Source organism: Streptomyces sp. NPDC020362, from assembly GCF_040642095.1.
Taxonomy (GTDB): Bacteria; Actinomycetota; Actinomycetes; order Streptomycetales; family Streptomycetaceae; genus Streptomyces.
Genome location: NZ_JBFAET010000063.1, coordinates 1 through 14,431 on the forward strand (window position 1 = coordinate 1; position 14,431 = coordinate 14,431).

Below are 14,431 nucleotides of genomic sequence, written 5' to 3' on the forward strand. Positions count from 1 at the left end.
GCGCACCCCGCGACCCCCGTCGGGGTGCGCCTCCCTCCCGCCTGTGAGCCCGGCCGCCCTTGGCCCTGCCGTGCGGCAGGGATCAGGCGGCCACGCCGTCGTTCGAGGGAACCTGGACACCGTCGTCCGTCACGAAGCGGAACGTGCTGGTGATGGCGTCGAAGAGTTCGTACACCTCGTCCTTGAGCGGCAGGTTGGGGCTGGCGAGGGTGACCACGAGAAAGTCCTCGGCACTGCCCGGCACCGGCATCATCGTGTGCATCGTCAGCAGCTTGACGTCGATGTCCCCGGTCAGCCGGGTCACCTCGGTGCCGGTGACCCGGGCCACCGTGCCCACGTGCGGCACGTGCGCCGACGCGATGACCCGGTCCCTGGGCGCCACCCCGGTTGCAGAGGAGACCCCGAGCCGGGCGGACAGCACCGGCAGCGTGAGCCCCTCGCCCTCGGGCGTGCTGACGGCGAAGACCATGCCGTACGCCATGAAGAGGCCTTCGGTGTACATCGTCGCCGTGCCCGTGGCCAGCAGTGCCCCGTGCCGGCGGGCCGCCCGGGTCACCTCCCGGCCCTGCCGGAACATGTCGTTGATCCGCGCCTTCTCGCGAGGGCTGTCGGTCGCGGCGAGCGCCTGGGCGCGGGTCCTTGCCAGCTCCTCGCCGCTCAGGTCCACCTGCTGCCACTGGTCCGGAATGTCCAGCAGAAATCGTTGTGCAGTGCTCATCGGTCAGCCGTCGCCTTCGGGGAGGTGTGGGAGAGATCGGTGAAGTCGGGTGATGCGCCGTGGGGGTTCACTGGCCGTTGCCGTCGTCGAGGTTCGACACCGCGTCCTGGTCGGTCTTCTCGAAGGAGTCCAGGATGTTGCCGATGGCGTCCCGGATGCCCTGCACCTGCTTCTGCAGCTGGTGCTTGCCGTCCTCCCACTTGTTCTCGAAGTGCTGTGCAGAGCCGTGGGAGAGCTCGCGCCCGAACGCGGCATCGAAGTCGAACGTGTGGTGTCCGATGTCGATGAAGTCGTGCACGAAGCCCAGCATGTCCTGGGCCTCCTTGAGTTCACTCCCGGGGATGCTGACGTCTGACGCCACTTGGGGCCTCCGTTCCTGTGCGGTGAGGATTCGCCTCTTCGGGAACACGACGTCGACGGCGGAAAACGTTCACCGCCACGGACGCCTCCGCCGCTCCCCCCGGCGTTGAACCCTTCTCGGTACCTGTCTCGTGGTTGTAGGCATGACCTCGCTGTTCACCCGGCAGGCCCATCCCCGAACGCCGAAACCCCCGCCGGAGCCAGCCAGCGGGGCGGTGGACAGGTCGGTGTCGTCGGTTTGTGAAGGTGGCCTCGGTGAACTCGGCCGCGCGCGGGGCCGGGATGTGCGGAGCCGGGGCGCCGGCCTTGTTCCAGTAATCACCATCCGTGCTTCGACGCACTTGACGAACAGACCCTCGTCGTCCCCGGCACAGGCACCCTCGACATCGTCATCCCCTCCCTGGCCCGCCAACTCGGAGCCGTCCACGAACAACGACGAGCGCTGGAAGCCCAGATCAGCACGCTGCCGGAGGCGCACCCTCTTTCCCCGGTCCTGACCTCGATGCCAGGGGTCGCGGTCAGGACCGCCACCACCCTGCTGGTCACCGTCGGCGACGGCATCAGCGTCCCCACTGCCGCCCACCCGGCCTCCTACGCCGGCCTGGCACCCACCACGAAGTCCTCCGGGACTTCCACCCACGGCGAACACGCACCCCGCGGCGGAAACCGACAATTCAAACGCGCGATGTTTCCGTCCGCGTTCGCCGCTCTGCCCGACCCCGACTCCCGCGCCTAGCCTCGATCTTTCGTGACGGTCCGCCGGTTCGTCTGGCGGGCCGTTTCGGCTTATTGGGGCGGTGGCGGGCATGTTGACCCCCACGCTGACCTGGCGGAAGGACGGATCTAGGACGGACGCAGGATCCGCACCGGTAGCTTCACCCGCATCGGAGCGCCCGTCAGCGGGACGGCGCCGCACAGCTTCCGGTTGCCAGGACTATGGGCTCCGGGGCCGATCTCAGGGGGGAACACTTCATGAGTTTCATGTTCGGACGCCGGGTGGCGATGGTCGCCACCGCCGCGGCGCTGAGCGTCGGCACGCTCACCGTGATGACGGGGGCCGCCTCCGCCGACGATATCGTCCCGCTCACCACCAGCAACTGGGTCGGCCTTTACAACGCCCCCGACACCACGCACGGCAAGATCATAAACGGTGACGTTCCTCCGGGCGGCAGGCTCTTTGCCCACTGCTGGACCCGCGGCCAGCAGATCGGCAACTGGGGCAACACCTGGTACCAGGTGCACGACGTGGACTACAACGAAGGCCAGGGGTGGGTGAGCATCCCCACCGCGTACGTCTTCGCCGGGTACGCCGACAACAACGCCCATAGCGTCAACCGGGACCCCAAAATCCCTGAGTGCTGATCACGCCGAGCACACCAGGACAGGGCGGGGATCGGTAAGCCATAAGACCCCCACCCTGACCACGAAGCTTCTTGACGGTCCGCCGACGGCGTCGGTGGACCGATTCGGCTTCGGTGAGGGGTCAGGTGCAGGCCGAGGGCCCGAGTGTCGCGTTGGGTGTGCGCCGGGTTCCGCTGCCCGGGCTGTGATGCTGATGCTCGCAGGGACGGGGAAGGTGCTGGTCAGCCTGGGTTGGGGAGGAGGGCGAGTCGGGCCATCGTTGCGGTGATCTCGCTAGTCCAGGGCCAGTGGCGGGCCAGGCGGCGGATCCGCCGACGGCCCGTGGTGACGAGTTGGGCGGCCGCGGTGAACAGGCGGAGCCGTAGCCGGCGGGGCTCCCAGAGCCGGGCCTTGCCGGTCAGGGCGAGCATGGGCATCCAGGCCAGCAGGTCGAGAGCGATCTGCACGATCTCGAGCCAGATTCGGTTCTGGACCGTGCGGTGCAAGGGCAGGTTGCGCAGGCCGGTGGCCCGGGCGGCGCGGATGCGGTCCTCAGCCCGGGCCCGCAGCCGGTGACGGAGCTCGAGCTCGGCGATCTGGCCCGAGGTGTTGGTGGCGAAACAGGTCAAGCACATGCCGTCCGCGTCAGTGAGCCGCAACTGGGCCCCAGGGTGCGGTCGTTCCTTCCTGACGATCAGCCGCATGGCCTCTGGCCAGCCGTCCAGAACGTCGCCGGTGAGTTCAGCGACCCAGGCGCCGTCGCGGATCTCGCCGTCCGCCTCAACGGCCGCCGTCCAGGCCGATGCCGGAACCTTCAGCACATGCTGGTGGATTGCCTCGGTGATCACCATGCCGACCGAGTAGGCCAGCCACCGTCCCCGCTGAGCGAGCCAGGCGACGAAGTCATGGGTGCCGCCCGCGGAGTCGGTGCGGATCAGGGTCCGGCGCCCGCGCCGGTACTTCTTCGGCAGCTGGACCGAGGCCAGTTGGGCGACCGTGATGTGGTCGGCCGCCGTGTTCGATCCCGCGTTGCCTGCTCTGAGCAGGGCGGCGACCGGTTCGCCCGTGCCGCTCGGTCCGTGGTCGTTGAACCCCATCAGCGGGTGGTGGCCGTAGGTCCGCTTCCACGTGGGTGCGGCATCTTCCTTGTCCGAGTGCGCGATCACCAGCACCCCGTCGAGGTCCACGGTCACCGCCCCGCCCGCATCAGGCGCTTCCCGGTCGGCCAACCGCCAGACGCGCTGACGGACTTCAGCCCGCGCGGCACGGATGGCCCGCAGGGCCTTCTCCCCGGAGGCTGCCAGGGTGTCGATGAGGCGGGAGACCGTAGGGTCGGAGGCCACCGGCCCGAACACTGCCGGCTCGGCCCGCAGCATGGCGACATCCGCGAGGCAGTCGCCGCCCAGCGCGACCGCCAGGGCCACGTCCAGCAGGACCTTGCCCGGATCGTGCACCGCCCGAGCCTTCCGCCACGGCACCAGCCCGGCCGAAATCGCGGTGTCCAAGCCGGCTTTGCGGACGGTCTCAACCAGCAGCACACCCCCGGCCTGCGAGACCACCGCCCGGCCGCCGCCCTCGATGCGGACACGCGGGTACGACCCGATACGCTTCTTCACCTGGAGAGTGCTTCTTTCCCTGCGTCGACATGGACCCTAGACAAGCCACATCGTTGCAGGTCAGCAGCACTCTCCGCTTATTTGATCAAGTCTCGGACACCCCACCTCGTGAAAGCGCGAGGCTAGTACGACACATGCCGAGCCCGAGGAAAGACCCACACCCAGGCTCTCCTCCGCCTGGCCCGGCATCGCATCAGCGTGCTCTCTGCGATGCTCCGCGACGGCACCTTCTACGAACCCCGATCCCCACGCCTCGCTCGATCAAAGACATAGAGGCACCCCCCCAGAGACCTGGGAGTGCAGGGTTGACAGCTTCACTGGCATAGTCAGACCATGCCGACAACACACGCCGATCAGATACATGCGCATATCGCGCAATTGGCAGCTGCCGGCTTGGACGCACAAGCCTTCACCGAAGCCGCCCTCAGCCTGCTCGCCCGTGCCATCCCGTTCGCATCGGCGTGCATGGCTACCGCCGACCCGGCCACAGGTATCCTCACCGGCACGACCAAATGGGGCGAGCTGCGTAACGCCTCCGACACGGAATGGGCCCAGTTCGAATACCAGGTGCCCGACGTCTACGACTTCCGGGACGTCGCCAGCAGGCCCGGCCTGGTCACTTCTCTGCGGGCCGAAACCGCCAACCACCCGGAACGGTCTGCCCGCTTCGCCCGCTACCTGCGCCCGGAGTGGGGATTCGACGACGAACTGCGAGCTGCTCTGCGAGCCGACGACGGCAACATCTGGGGCTACCTAGCCCTCTACCGGAGCGACGGAGCACCCTTCAGCTTCGCCGACCAGCGGTACATAAGCTCAGTCGCCCCCCAACTGGCGGTCGGGCTGCGCGTCGGCCTGCTCGTCGCGACGACCACCGGAGCATCGCTGGACACTCCTGTGATTCTCGTCATCGACGCGGAAGGCATGATCAAGCAAGCCAGCCCCGGCACCGCGGAGCTTGCTGCCGAGATGGATGCAGGGCCTGTGGACGGGTTTCTGCTTCCCGTTGCGCTGCGGTCCCTCGTCGACGCTGCTCGCGCCGTCCGCGACACCGGACACTCCGCCGTCCCCCGAGCACGACTGCGCACGGCATGCGGCCGCTGGCTCATCGCCCATGCAGCACCACTGCGTTCTGGCGATGGCAAGGACACCGACGTCGTGGTCAGCCTCGACGAGGCACGCCCGCCGGAAATCATTCCGCTCATCGTCGCAGCCTTCGGGCTCACACCGCGTGAACAGGACGTGGTCCAGCTGGTGTTGCAGGGTCTGGGGACCGCACAGATCGCCAAGGCGCTCCACCTGTCGGCCTACACAGTCCAGGACCATCTCAAGGTTGTCTTCGACAAGACCGGAGTCCGCAGCCGCCGCGAACTCACGTCCAAAATCTTCTTCGAACAGTACGCACCACGCATGGGCAACCCTCTTTCCCCCACCGGCTGGTTCGCCCCACGCCCCGACACCCGATAGCCGCTGTCATCAACCGAAAGCATCGTGATCAGCGAGCAGACTCGGCAGGGGCCACACCCAGAAGTTGCGCGCTGAAAGCTCTCAGCTTCGACGCGGGCCGGAACAGGGAATGAACCAGCGCCGGTGAGGACGTCGCACCCGCGCCGCCACCGGCCTCCCGGAAGAAATCCGATGAGTGAACCAGGACTGTCCCAGAGCGATTTGCCACCGCAGACACACGATGCAATCATCGGCGAACGCGAGGTATGGAAGCAGAACACTTGCATTCTGTATGAGTGCAACTGCGGCATTGAGATCAAGCTGGACGGCCGCCGGTTCGAACGGATCCGTGGCGACAAGCGGCACCCGAGCAGTGCCGGCTACACCTGTGAGACGGCGCTGCGCCTGGACCATTACCAAAACGGCTGTCACCGCCTCACCAGCCCACTGCGGCGGAACCCGGACGGTACCCATGAGGAGATCGACTGGGAGACGGCGATCAGGGAGGTCAGCGAGCGCCTCAAGGGGGTCCGTGATGGAGCCGGCGGCGACAAGATCTTCTTCTACGGCGGCGGTGGGCAAGGCAACCACCTGGGCGGAAGTACTTACGGCAAAGCCCTGCAAGCAGCCCTCGGCGCCCGCTACTTCTCCCACGCGCTGGCGCAGGACAAAACCGGTGAGATGTGGGTGGACGGCAAGCTCTACGGCGGCCACACCAAGGGGGACTTCGAACATGCCGAGGTCGTCGTGTTCCTGGGCAAGGATCCTTGGCAGACCCACGGCTTCCCCCGGGCTCGACCGACGCTAACGAGTTGGTGCGTGATAGCGGGTGAGGCGTGTTCGCCCTGCTCACGGTCATTTTCAGGTCATGAGGGTGCGTTCGGAGACGAGGCTGGCGATGGCTCGGTAGGTCTCGGGCAGGCGATCACGTCGGTGGGTCCAGCGCATCAGTTGCTTCCACCGTTTATGATCGGCCAGGGCGTGCTCGACGGTGATGCGGTCCGATGAGTGGCCGTGCCGATCGCGTTCCCACTGTTCGACTCTGCCGGGCAGTGCCCCGGGCCGGGGCTTTCTCGGCGGGGTGAGTGCCTGGCCAGGATGGTCACGGCTCAGGCCCAGGTAGCCGTCGTCGAGTAACACTTCGACCAGGTCGAAGTGGTGGAAGCAGCCGGTGATACCCGCGGCGCGAGCGGCGGTCGCATCATGCATCCGTCCCGGCCGCATGCCATCGGCCCACCAGGTGCGGCCCCGTTTGTCTGCGATAACGGTTGCCTTCATCGTGTTCTGCTTCTTCTTGCCCGACACGAATGCCCGCCTGCCGCCCCGGCCGGCGGTCGGCCGCCGGACCTGAACCTCGGTGGCGTCGAGCCTCAGTTCGACACCCTCGGCCTGGGCGTAGGCGAACACGTCCTCCGGCGTTCGAAGCCGCAGGCCCGGCCTGTCGGGAACAGCAAAACCCCGCTCCGGCGAGGTCGGCGCATCTCACCGACGGCCCGGGTGACAGTCGAGCGATCGACATCGAACAGCACTGCCAGCACAGCGTGCGGCAGATCGTGCCGCAGATGAATCAAGGTGGCCAACAGGCGATCCACAAACACCAGCCGATAGCGGGCACCGGCGCCCTGCGCACGTCTCCTCACACCGCCTCGTTGCCGGAAACGCCGCCCCTCCACCGCGGCTGCCCACGGCCGGGCCAACTCCTCAACCAGCGACGCAAGATGAGCCATCGAGACGCCCGTGAACAACGGATGCGCCAACACCGCCCGATCGACCATGCCCCTCACCACACGAGCATGCCCACCCGCTATCACGCACCAACTGGTAAGAGGTGGGCACGGTCGGCGAGGACCGGAACGCCCTGACGCTCGCAGATCCGGATGATCCGGTGGGTGCGGGCTGCGGTCAGGTCGTGCGCGCGGCCGAGCAGGGGCGGGGGAGATCCACAGCAGTTGGCCATGCGGATCGGTCACGAGCTGCACGTTCACGCCGTGCCGGCGGTGTTTGTGGGAGTCGTCGGCCCGGCTGTCGCCGACCCGGTCGCACTCCGCGGGAGTCCCGCCGAGCAGAACGTGGTCGGGGTCGGCCTCGCGCAGGATGTGTAGCAGGCCGGGCGCGCGGTCGGCGAGCAGATTGATCACCGCGGTCACGCAGGCCTGGGCGGTGCCGACGGCGATGCCGAAGCCCGCAGCGGTTTGCGCGAGGGTGTCGTGTCGGCGCAGGTACACCAGGCCGACAAGGGCGCGCTGGTGCGGCGGGAGCTTGCAACGGCGGTCACCCTCGCGGGTGACGATGAGCGTCGTGACCCACTCGACCGGCGCATGCGGCAGGTTGAGTGCGTGCAGGATAGGGAACCAACGAGGCTCGTGTGCCTGTGGGTTGAGACTTCGAACGCCTCCCCCAACGGCACGGGAGCCTCGTGCGTTGCGCGTCCTGACTCCGTCACCCGATCAGTGGCCAGGCTGAAAGAGGCTCAGTGAGCCTCTTTCAGCCTGAATAGTCGCAGGTCAGTAGTACGTGGATGGCTTGGACGGTGCGGCTGATGCGGCGGATGGAACAGCGTGCTCGTCGCGTGATGCGCCAGGACTTGAGTCGGGCGAAGGCTCGTTCGCCGGGGGCTCCCAGCCGGGCGTGCTCGCGGTTGAACTGCTGGTAGTGCGTGGGCTGTTCGCTGTGGCGGTAGTAGGGGGTGCGGACGGTGGCGCCGGCGCCCTGGTAGGCGCGTCGGCCAGGATGAGGATCTGCCGGGTCAGGCAGGCCTGGACGATGCCGTGGGCACGGGCGGAGGTCAGGTCGTGGGTGCGGCCGGGCGTCGCGCGGGAGAACCACAGCGGCGTGCCGTCCGGGGCTGCGACGACCTGGCCGTTCATGCCGTGCTTGCGACGCTTCATCGAGTAGTACGGTTCGTCCGCCTTGATGCGGTCGGTAGGGATGAGGGTGCCGTCAACGATGACGTGGTCGCCCTCGCCGAGACCGGTGAGAGCTTCCTGGAGGCCGGGCGCCCAGGAAGACAGGATGTCCAGTGTCTCGTCGACGTAGCGCCAGGCGGTGCTCTCGGATATGCCGAAACCGGCGCCGAGCTGCGCGAACGTCTCGTTCTTACGCAGGTGGACCAGAGCGAGCAGAGCCTGTTGGAAGCAACCGAGTCTGCGCCAACGGGTGTTGCGTGCGCGTTGGTGTTCGTGCAGCAGCCAGGCAACATGCTCGACGAGCTCGTGCGGGACGTCGAGCATGGCAGGATACGGAACCAACAGGGCCCCTCTGGTCGACGGTGTGCTGAGTGCAATCACCACGCCAACGACGAGGGGCCCTGTCTCGTCACCGGACCTGCTGACCAGTCCGTTTCACCCGCCAGCACAGGATGAAAGAGGCTCAGTGATCAGGCGGCGGCGTAAAGCATGTCTACGTGGCTGCTGCACGCAGGAGGGCAAGTTTCCGTACGGATTCCCCTGAAGACCGAAACACCTCCGAAAGTTCAGGCCCTCGCCCCGCTAGGCTGTCCACGACTGTTTCCATCGATGCTTTGTGCTGGGGCGAGCCACCTGCATATACATGCACGTCGCCGTCGGAATGGGCGACATGGTACGCGCTGTCTGGGGATCCTGACAGGCCCACGACCGTATCAACATAGTTCTGAACCCAGGCGGCCGGAGCCGCCGCGGCCATAAGTGAATACATAACCATCAGACGCAGCTCGTCGTCATTCAGCGACATGGCCCGACCCAAGGGCAGACAGATGTCCCGCTCGTGCATCCAGGCGTCCCAGAGGCAATGGACCGACGTCACGGACCAGTGCACTTGTCTGCGCAGCTGCCCCGGCAGCAGATCCGGGAAACCATGTCGCATTCGGTATAGGAAGAGACTCTCTTCTCTGAGGAAAAGCAGGCCCAGTTGGTTCATGGTTTGCTGAGGACTCTCACCTTCGGAGTGTGCCATCCATTCCGCTGGGGAAGTCTTCGGGTCGAACTGGATCGTGCCAAATGGATGCGGGCTTGCCTCAAGACGGGCCACGTTGACCCGAGCCACATCTCGCACGTGGCGGACGACTTGATGTATGGACCAGTCCGAGCAACGCGACGGCGCAATCCATGCCGAGGGCGGCATGTCCTGAATGAGGTTCAAAAAAGCACGTCGTCGGCTCACTAGAACGCGATAGACGCCGCCTTCTCCGCCACTGAAGCCGTCCTTCTCGGACAGCCTCCATTTTTCCGGTGATGACATAGACATTTTCGCTGTTCCTTTGGTTGGGGGTTGAAGTCATCCACGACGAGATGGGGGCGTGCTATCGCGCGTCTTGCAGCGCGGCCGCGCCGTTCTTCAGCGTGCGACTGAAGATACGTTCCTGTAGCGGCAGCAGTTCAACGAGGAGCTGGCGCGATCAACATTTGGTCCGGTGCACCGCGACGGGATGGTCTGCAACTGGAGTACAGCGGATGCACGGCGTGCACAGCACCGGTGTGTGCGGAGTGCCTACGGCTGCGCATCCGAAGGGATAGGCCTGCCGATGAGGTGACGGCGCTTTTCAGCGATTCTCGGTCTGGAGGGAGTCGAGCCACTTGTGAAAGCGCTCAACGCCGCCGCCTGTGAGAGCAGGGCCGTGGGCGAAGCCGATGGCTTTGAACTCGCGGCCGATGAGGGTGAGGCTGGGGGCGCGCAGTAGGGGGTCGGCTGCGAGCGGTGCGGGGCCGAGCGCAAGGGCACCGCGGTGGAAGACGGCATCGCCGACGAGCAGGGTTCGACTGGGGGCGTGTACGAAGACGACGTGGCCGGGGGAGTGGCCGGGGGTGTGGATGACGCGGAGCCCGCCTCCGCCTTCGACGAGCATGCCGTCGAGGAGGGTGTCGTCGGCAGAGAAGGGCCGCCAACGCAGCTTGGGCAGGTGGTCAAGGGCTCGCCCCAGCCTGCCGGAGCGGCCCTCGGCGGGGACTCGGCCTTGTGCGAGCCAGGCGTGCTCCGCAGCGTGCGCAAGAATCGGAGCTCTGGTCAGCTCCCTCATGTCTGCTGCCCCTTGGACGTGGTCAGGGTGCGCGTGTGTGATCACGATGCGCTTGATATCGGAGGGTGCACGGCGCAACTCCGCGAGGGTGGCGAGGATGACTTTGGGCGCGCCTGCCCAGCCGACGTCGATGAGTGTATAGCCGTCTTCACCTTCGATGAGGAAGGCAGCGTCGCGACGCGTGGTGGGGATGCGGAAGACGCCCGGGGCGAGCTTCTCGGTCAAGGGGGGGTGCTCCAACGGAGGGGGCTTCGGCGGCTGCTGTTGTACCGCCGAAGGGGTGGCTGCTAGGGGATGCTGGGGATGTAGCCCTCACGGGCGAGCATGGGGGGATGCCGCCGACCGTGAGGATGGCGATGACCATTGCGGGCAAGGGGGAGCCGGTTAGGCAGGTGCGCGTGGTGGTCTTCTCGATCCAGCCATCGGCGAAGTCCAGATAGGCGATGTCGCCGTCGCTGAAGGTGGCCCCGTACGCCTGGGACGGTGAGGGCGGGCAAGCCGTGGTTGATGCAATGGCGCAGAAACAGGGAGCTGAGTCCTTCGGCTACCAGGGCGGCCATGCCCAGTTCACGAAGCATCGTGGCGGCCGGGCGGGACGGGCCGAGGCCGAAGTTGCGTCCGGCGATCAAGATGTCGCCTGGCTGTACCTGCGTAGTCCAGTCAGGACGCAGTGCGTAGAAGACAGGCCTGGCGGCCTCGGCGACCGGCAACTACTGGCGTAGGCCGCGGTGAAGGCTTGGCACGACTCTTCGCGACCGGTCTCATCCCGGCGGGGCCACCTTGTGTGTCAGCTGTCACCAAAGTGATCAGGGCGGTCTGGTGTGGAGGCTTGTGCAGGCCGGTGAGGACAGGCGGGAGCGAGTTTCCCTGAACCGGGCCCGCTTGCGGACGGATTGCCGGTGCGGCTTCGCAGGACGCGTAGGGCATAGTGTCGGCGCGACTTGACAGTTCCTGCGGGTATGCCGAGCAGATGAGCAGTCTCCTGGATCGTGTGCCCGACCAGATAGGTGTGCACGAGCACTTTGCGGTGCTCCGGGCTCAGGCAGCGGAGAAGAGCGCCAGCCTCTACCGAGGCCAGGACAGCGTCGGCGTGGTCGGGTTGGCGGATGTCCCAGGTCTCGTCGGTCGCGGTCTCGTGCCGGACGTAGGCGCTGCGGGTCTGGTCTATGACCAGGTTGCGGGTCACCTTGAGCAACCAGCCCCGCACTGATCCCTCGCCGGCACGCACCTTTTCCGCGTGGTGCCAGATGCGGATGAATGCCTCTTGAACAATGTCCTCGGCAAGGTAGCGATCGGCGAGCAGCGTCTCCGCGTAGGCGATGAGCGCGGAACGGTGCTGCGTGACCAGCGTGTGCACATAGGTGCGAGATCCGGGCTCGGGCACGGCTTCGTGGCGCATGGTCGTCTTCATGGTGATGTCTCTCTGCCTTCGTTGGGCTGCCCGGGCCTCAGCTGGGACTGCAGGACGCTCGTGATCTGGATGCGAAGCACGGTGATTGTGAGGGGTCATGATCGGCGTCAAGAGGAAAGCTGCTCCGATCCCCATCGCGGCCGCGGAGAACCTCCGCGTCGTCCCGGCCGATGACGCAGACCCCGGAGGCGGTGTTCGACCGCATCAGCCACCGGTGGATCGCACTCCGCTCTGAGCTTGCCGACTGGGCGCCTGTGACGAGCTGAGCTCGTGAAGCGCAGCGCCTCTGCGGGCGGAGGAGGACCGAGCACCCCGGCGGGGAAGTCCGGGGTGCTCGGAGTAGGCGTCGCGATCGCTGCTCGCGGATGTGTCCGGGGTCGCTCGATCCGGCGCTTGTCCTCAGAGGTTGCCTTCTCCCGGTGCTTTGTCCCGGGATCTGCTGTTTGGTCTGGAGTATCGGGTCGCGCCAGGAGATGGTGCTCTCGTTGGTGAGGCGGCAGGTCATGAGGTCGGTCATGGCGAGGTGCATCATGGCTTCGGAGCGGGCGGCAGAGTCTCGTAGTCACGGGCGAGACGTCGGTGGAACATCAGCCAGCCGTAGGTCCGCTCGATGGCCCACCGTTTCGGGATCTGGGTGCAATCACCTGGTCCCAGGGGTGCGGGCGGTGATTTCCATGTCGATGCCGAGGGTTGCTGCGTCGATCAACTCCCAGCGGGCATCGGACAGATCACTCGGATACGGGCGTCGCGTCGGCATGTTCCCGGCGTATCGCCGCGGACCTGACCGCAACAGCTCGCGCGCTGGCTCAGATGAGCGTGTGACCGGCTCCGAACATGCCTGCAGGGTCAAGTCGACGCTTGACATCCAGGAGCCGGGACCTGTCCTGATCGTTCCACAGGCCCGCGACGCGGTCAGGCGACGCGGGGCCGATGAAGTTGAACAGGTCCGAAGAGGAGCGCCACGGGGCCATGGCCTCGACGATGCCGTCGACGAGCCCGGGGACAACCGGGGCCGCTTCCTCGGTCATGAGGCCGACGACCGAAAGGGCATAGGCAGCGTCACGGCCGGACACCGCGTTCGGGATTGCCGGCGGGCGAGCCATCGCTCCGCCCTGCAGTCGCACTTCGACCAGGGGGACGGGGATGTCCTTGGTGGGGCCTGCTGCCTCAAGGAGGGCGTCGACCGCAGCGTGCGGCAGACTGGTCAGGTTGGCTCCACCGTCCCAGAACGGCATCGGGTCGGTGGGGTCTTGGTGGATGGAGTCGACCGCGGTGTAGGGAATGTCCTGGACGGTGTCGACGAGCGGCTTGAAGACCCGCCGCATCGGCGCCAACACCTCGGCGCCGGCCTCGGAACCTTTGAGGTGGGCGTAGCGGAGCTGCATCACGCACTGGCCGCGCAGCGGCTCGGGGATCTCAGGCAGCGGCGGAAGCCGCAGCACCGCCACCGACGTCGTCGATACCTGCTCGGGCAGGTCAGCTGACCACTCAGAGAAAGCGTGCAGAACGTCCTTGGCGCCGACAGCCGGGTAGAACAACGACCCGGCATAGAGGTCGGTCACAGGCATCAGCTTGAATTCAAGTTCGGTGACGATTCCGAAGTTGCCTTTGCCGCCGCGCAGCGCCCAGAACAGTTCGGGATCGCTCTCGACGTCCACGTCATGGACGGTGCCCTCGCCATCGACGAGGCGGGCGCGCACGACATGGTCGGCGGCAAAGCCGAATGCGCGCGACAGCGGGCCGCTCCCGCCCCCCAGCGTGTAACCGACGGCGCCGACGGCGCAGGACGAACCGTTGATGGGAGCGAGACCATGCGAGGCGGCGGCCTCGACGACCTGCGACCACCTGGTTCCGGCTTGGACGGTCGCCGTGTGCGAGCCGGCGTTCACCGATACCTTGTTCATCCGCTCGGTGGTGATCAGCATGCCGTCGTCGACGGAGGCATTGAGACCGTGTCCGGTGGCCATCACCGCCACGCGCATGCCGTGCCGCGCGGCCCAACGCACCGCGACAGCGACGTCCTTGGTGTGCGTGGCTGAAACCAGGGCTGCTGGGCGAAGCGGAAACGCCGGATTGAACGGAACGAGATCCGGCTCGGTCAGTACCTGGCCGTCCAGTGCAGCTGACAGCTCATTAATGCCCAAGGCAGTCATCACAGTTCTTTCGCTCGATGCCGTCGCCTGCGGTTCGGGCGCCGGTCACAGATCCACCCTCAGCGATCAACTCCAGTACTTCGTAGACCAGAGTCGTGGGCAACGCTCACCCCAGGAATTTGGGAGTGCCTCATGAACGGCCTCGCTGACAGAGTTCTGCTCATGCCGACAACACACGCTGGCCGGAAACGTGCACATAACGCGCGGCTGGCGGCAGCCGGCTTGGACGCACAAGCCTTCGACAACCAAGCCCGCGGTGGGCTGACCTGTGCCATCCCATGCCGGTCAGCCCGCACCTCTACCGCCGACCTCGCCATCCGCGTCCTCACTGGCACGACCAAGCGGGGCGAGCTGCCGAACGCCTCGGATGACGAGTGGGCCCGCTTCGCGTTCCGG

10 protein-coding genes and 7 pseudogenes are annotated in these 14,431 nt (G+C 66.6%); 5 read left to right on the plus strand and 12 right to left on the minus strand.

What is annotated here, in order from left to right; genetic code table 11:
- Positions 1-82: 82 nt before the first annotated feature.
- Complete coding sequence (locus AB0H32_RS22830) at positions 83-718, minus strand: hypothetical protein (protein ID WP_361123596.1); 636 nt, start codon at positions 716-718, stop codon at positions 83-85.
- 67 nt (positions 719-785) lie between these two features.
- Complete coding sequence (locus AB0H32_RS22835; RefSeq protein WP_361123598.1) at positions 786-1,079, minus strand: hypothetical protein; 294 nt, start codon at positions 1,077-1,079, stop codon at positions 786-788.
- 330 nt (positions 1,080-1,409) lie between these two features.
- Here AB0H32_RS22835 and AB0H32_RS22840 point away from each other — a divergent pair.
- Positions 1,410-1,808, plus strand: a pseudogene (locus AB0H32_RS22840) (transposase); the annotation flags it as partial.
- A gap of 242 nt (positions 1,809-2,050) precedes the next feature.
- Positions 2,051-2,440, plus strand: a complete 390-nt coding sequence (locus AB0H32_RS22845) for a hypothetical protein (RefSeq protein ID WP_361123601.1) — start codon at positions 2,051-2,053, stop codon at positions 2,438-2,440.
- A 221-nt stretch (positions 2,441-2,661) separates the two neighbouring features.
- On the opposite strand, the gene AB0H32_RS22850 is transcribed toward AB0H32_RS22845, so the two are convergent.
- Positions 2,662-4,035 carry an IS1380 family transposase gene (locus AB0H32_RS22850; RefSeq protein WP_361123604.1) on the minus strand — a complete coding sequence of 458 codons (1,374 nt, stop codon included), beginning with the start codon at positions 4,033-4,035 and terminating at the stop codon, positions 2,662-2,664.
- 114 nt (positions 4,036-4,149) lie between these two features.
- On the opposite strand from AB0H32_RS22850, the pseudogene AB0H32_RS22855 reads away from it, so the two are divergent.
- The 3 genes and pseudogenes from AB0H32_RS22855 to AB0H32_RS22865 all read left to right on the plus strand — a co-directional run.
- Positions 4,150-4,308: pseudogene (locus tag AB0H32_RS22855) on the plus strand (IS110 family transposase); the annotation flags it as partial.
- 60 nt (positions 4,309-4,368) lie between these two features.
- Entirely contained in the window at positions 4,369-5,499 is a 1,131-nt protein-coding gene (locus AB0H32_RS22860; protein WP_361123607.1) for a helix-turn-helix transcriptional regulator, read from the plus strand.
- Between the two features lie 171 nt (positions 5,500-5,670).
- Positions 5,671-6,246: pseudogene (locus AB0H32_RS22865) on the plus strand (molybdopterin-dependent oxidoreductase); the annotation flags it as partial.
- A 93-nt stretch (positions 6,247-6,339) separates the two neighbouring features.
- Here the strand turns inward: AB0H32_RS22865 and AB0H32_RS22870 are convergent.
- The 9 genes and pseudogenes from AB0H32_RS22870 to AB0H32_RS22910 all read right to left on the minus strand — a co-directional run bounded on the left by AB0H32_RS22870 (position 6,340) and on the right by AB0H32_RS22910 (position 14,035).
- Positions 6,340-7,253 (minus strand): annotated as a pseudogene (locus AB0H32_RS22870) (transposase family protein).
- Positions 7,254-7,306: 53 nt separating this feature from the next.
- Positions 7,307-7,833, minus strand: a pseudogene (locus tag AB0H32_RS22875) (transposase family protein); the annotation flags it as partial.
- 129 nt (positions 7,834-7,962) lie between these two features.
- Positions 7,963-8,768: pseudogene (locus AB0H32_RS22880) on the minus strand (transposase family protein).
- A gap of 109 nt (positions 8,769-8,877) precedes the next feature.
- A complete protein-coding gene (locus AB0H32_RS22885; RefSeq protein ID WP_361123610.1) occupies positions 8,878-9,702 on the minus strand; it encodes a DinB family protein in 825 nt (274 codons plus the stop codon).
- A gap of 295 nt (positions 9,703-9,997) precedes the next feature.
- A complete protein-coding gene (locus AB0H32_RS22890) occupies positions 9,998-10,696 on the minus strand; it encodes an MBL fold metallo-hydrolase (RefSeq protein WP_361123613.1) in 699 nt (232 codons plus the stop codon).
- 62 nt (positions 10,697-10,758) lie between these two features.
- A complete protein-coding gene (locus AB0H32_RS22895) occupies positions 10,759-11,181 on the minus strand; it encodes a 3-isopropylmalate dehydratase (RefSeq protein ID WP_361123616.1) in 423 nt (140 codons plus the stop codon).
- 77 nt (positions 11,182-11,258) lie between these two features.
- Positions 11,259-11,882: a sigma-70 family RNA polymerase sigma factor gene (locus tag AB0H32_RS22900; RefSeq protein ID WP_361123619.1), complete on the minus strand. Its 624-nt coding sequence runs from the start codon at positions 11,880-11,882 to the stop codon at positions 11,259-11,261.
- 457 nt (positions 11,883-12,339) lie between these two features.
- Positions 12,340-12,588 (minus strand): annotated as a pseudogene (locus tag AB0H32_RS22905) (transposase); the annotation flags it as partial.
- A 100-nt stretch (positions 12,589-12,688) separates the two neighbouring features.
- Positions 12,689-14,035, minus strand: coding sequence for an FAD-binding oxidoreductase (locus AB0H32_RS22910; RefSeq protein ID WP_361123622.1), 1,347 nt, complete (start codon positions 14,033-14,035; stop codon positions 12,689-12,691).
- Positions 14,036-14,431 lie beyond the last annotated feature (396 nt).

Excerpts from the sequence above, each read along its gene's own strand:
- AB0H32_RS22910 (WP_361123622.1), bottom strand. The coding sequence starts at position 14,035 with ATGACTGCCTTGGGCATTAATGAGCTGTCAGCTGCACTGGACGGCCAG.
- AB0H32_RS22885 (WP_361123610.1), bottom strand. The coding sequence starts at position 9,702 with ATGTCTATGTCATCACCGGAAAAATGGAGGCTGTCCGAGAAGGACGGC.
- AB0H32_RS22900 (WP_361123619.1), bottom strand. The coding sequence starts at position 11,882 with ATGAAGACGACCATGCGCCACGAAGCCGTGCCCGAGCCCGGATCTCGC.
- AB0H32_RS22845 (WP_361123601.1), top strand. The coding sequence starts at position 2,051 with ATGAGTTTCATGTTCGGACGCCGGGTGGCGATGGTCGCCACCGCCGCG.
- AB0H32_RS22830 (WP_361123596.1), bottom strand. The coding sequence starts at position 718 with ATGAGCACTGCACAACGATTTCTGCTGGACATTCCGGACCAGTGGCAG.
- AB0H32_RS22860 (WP_361123607.1), top strand. The coding sequence starts at position 4,369 with ATGCCGACAACACACGCCGATCAGATACATGCGCATATCGCGCAATTG.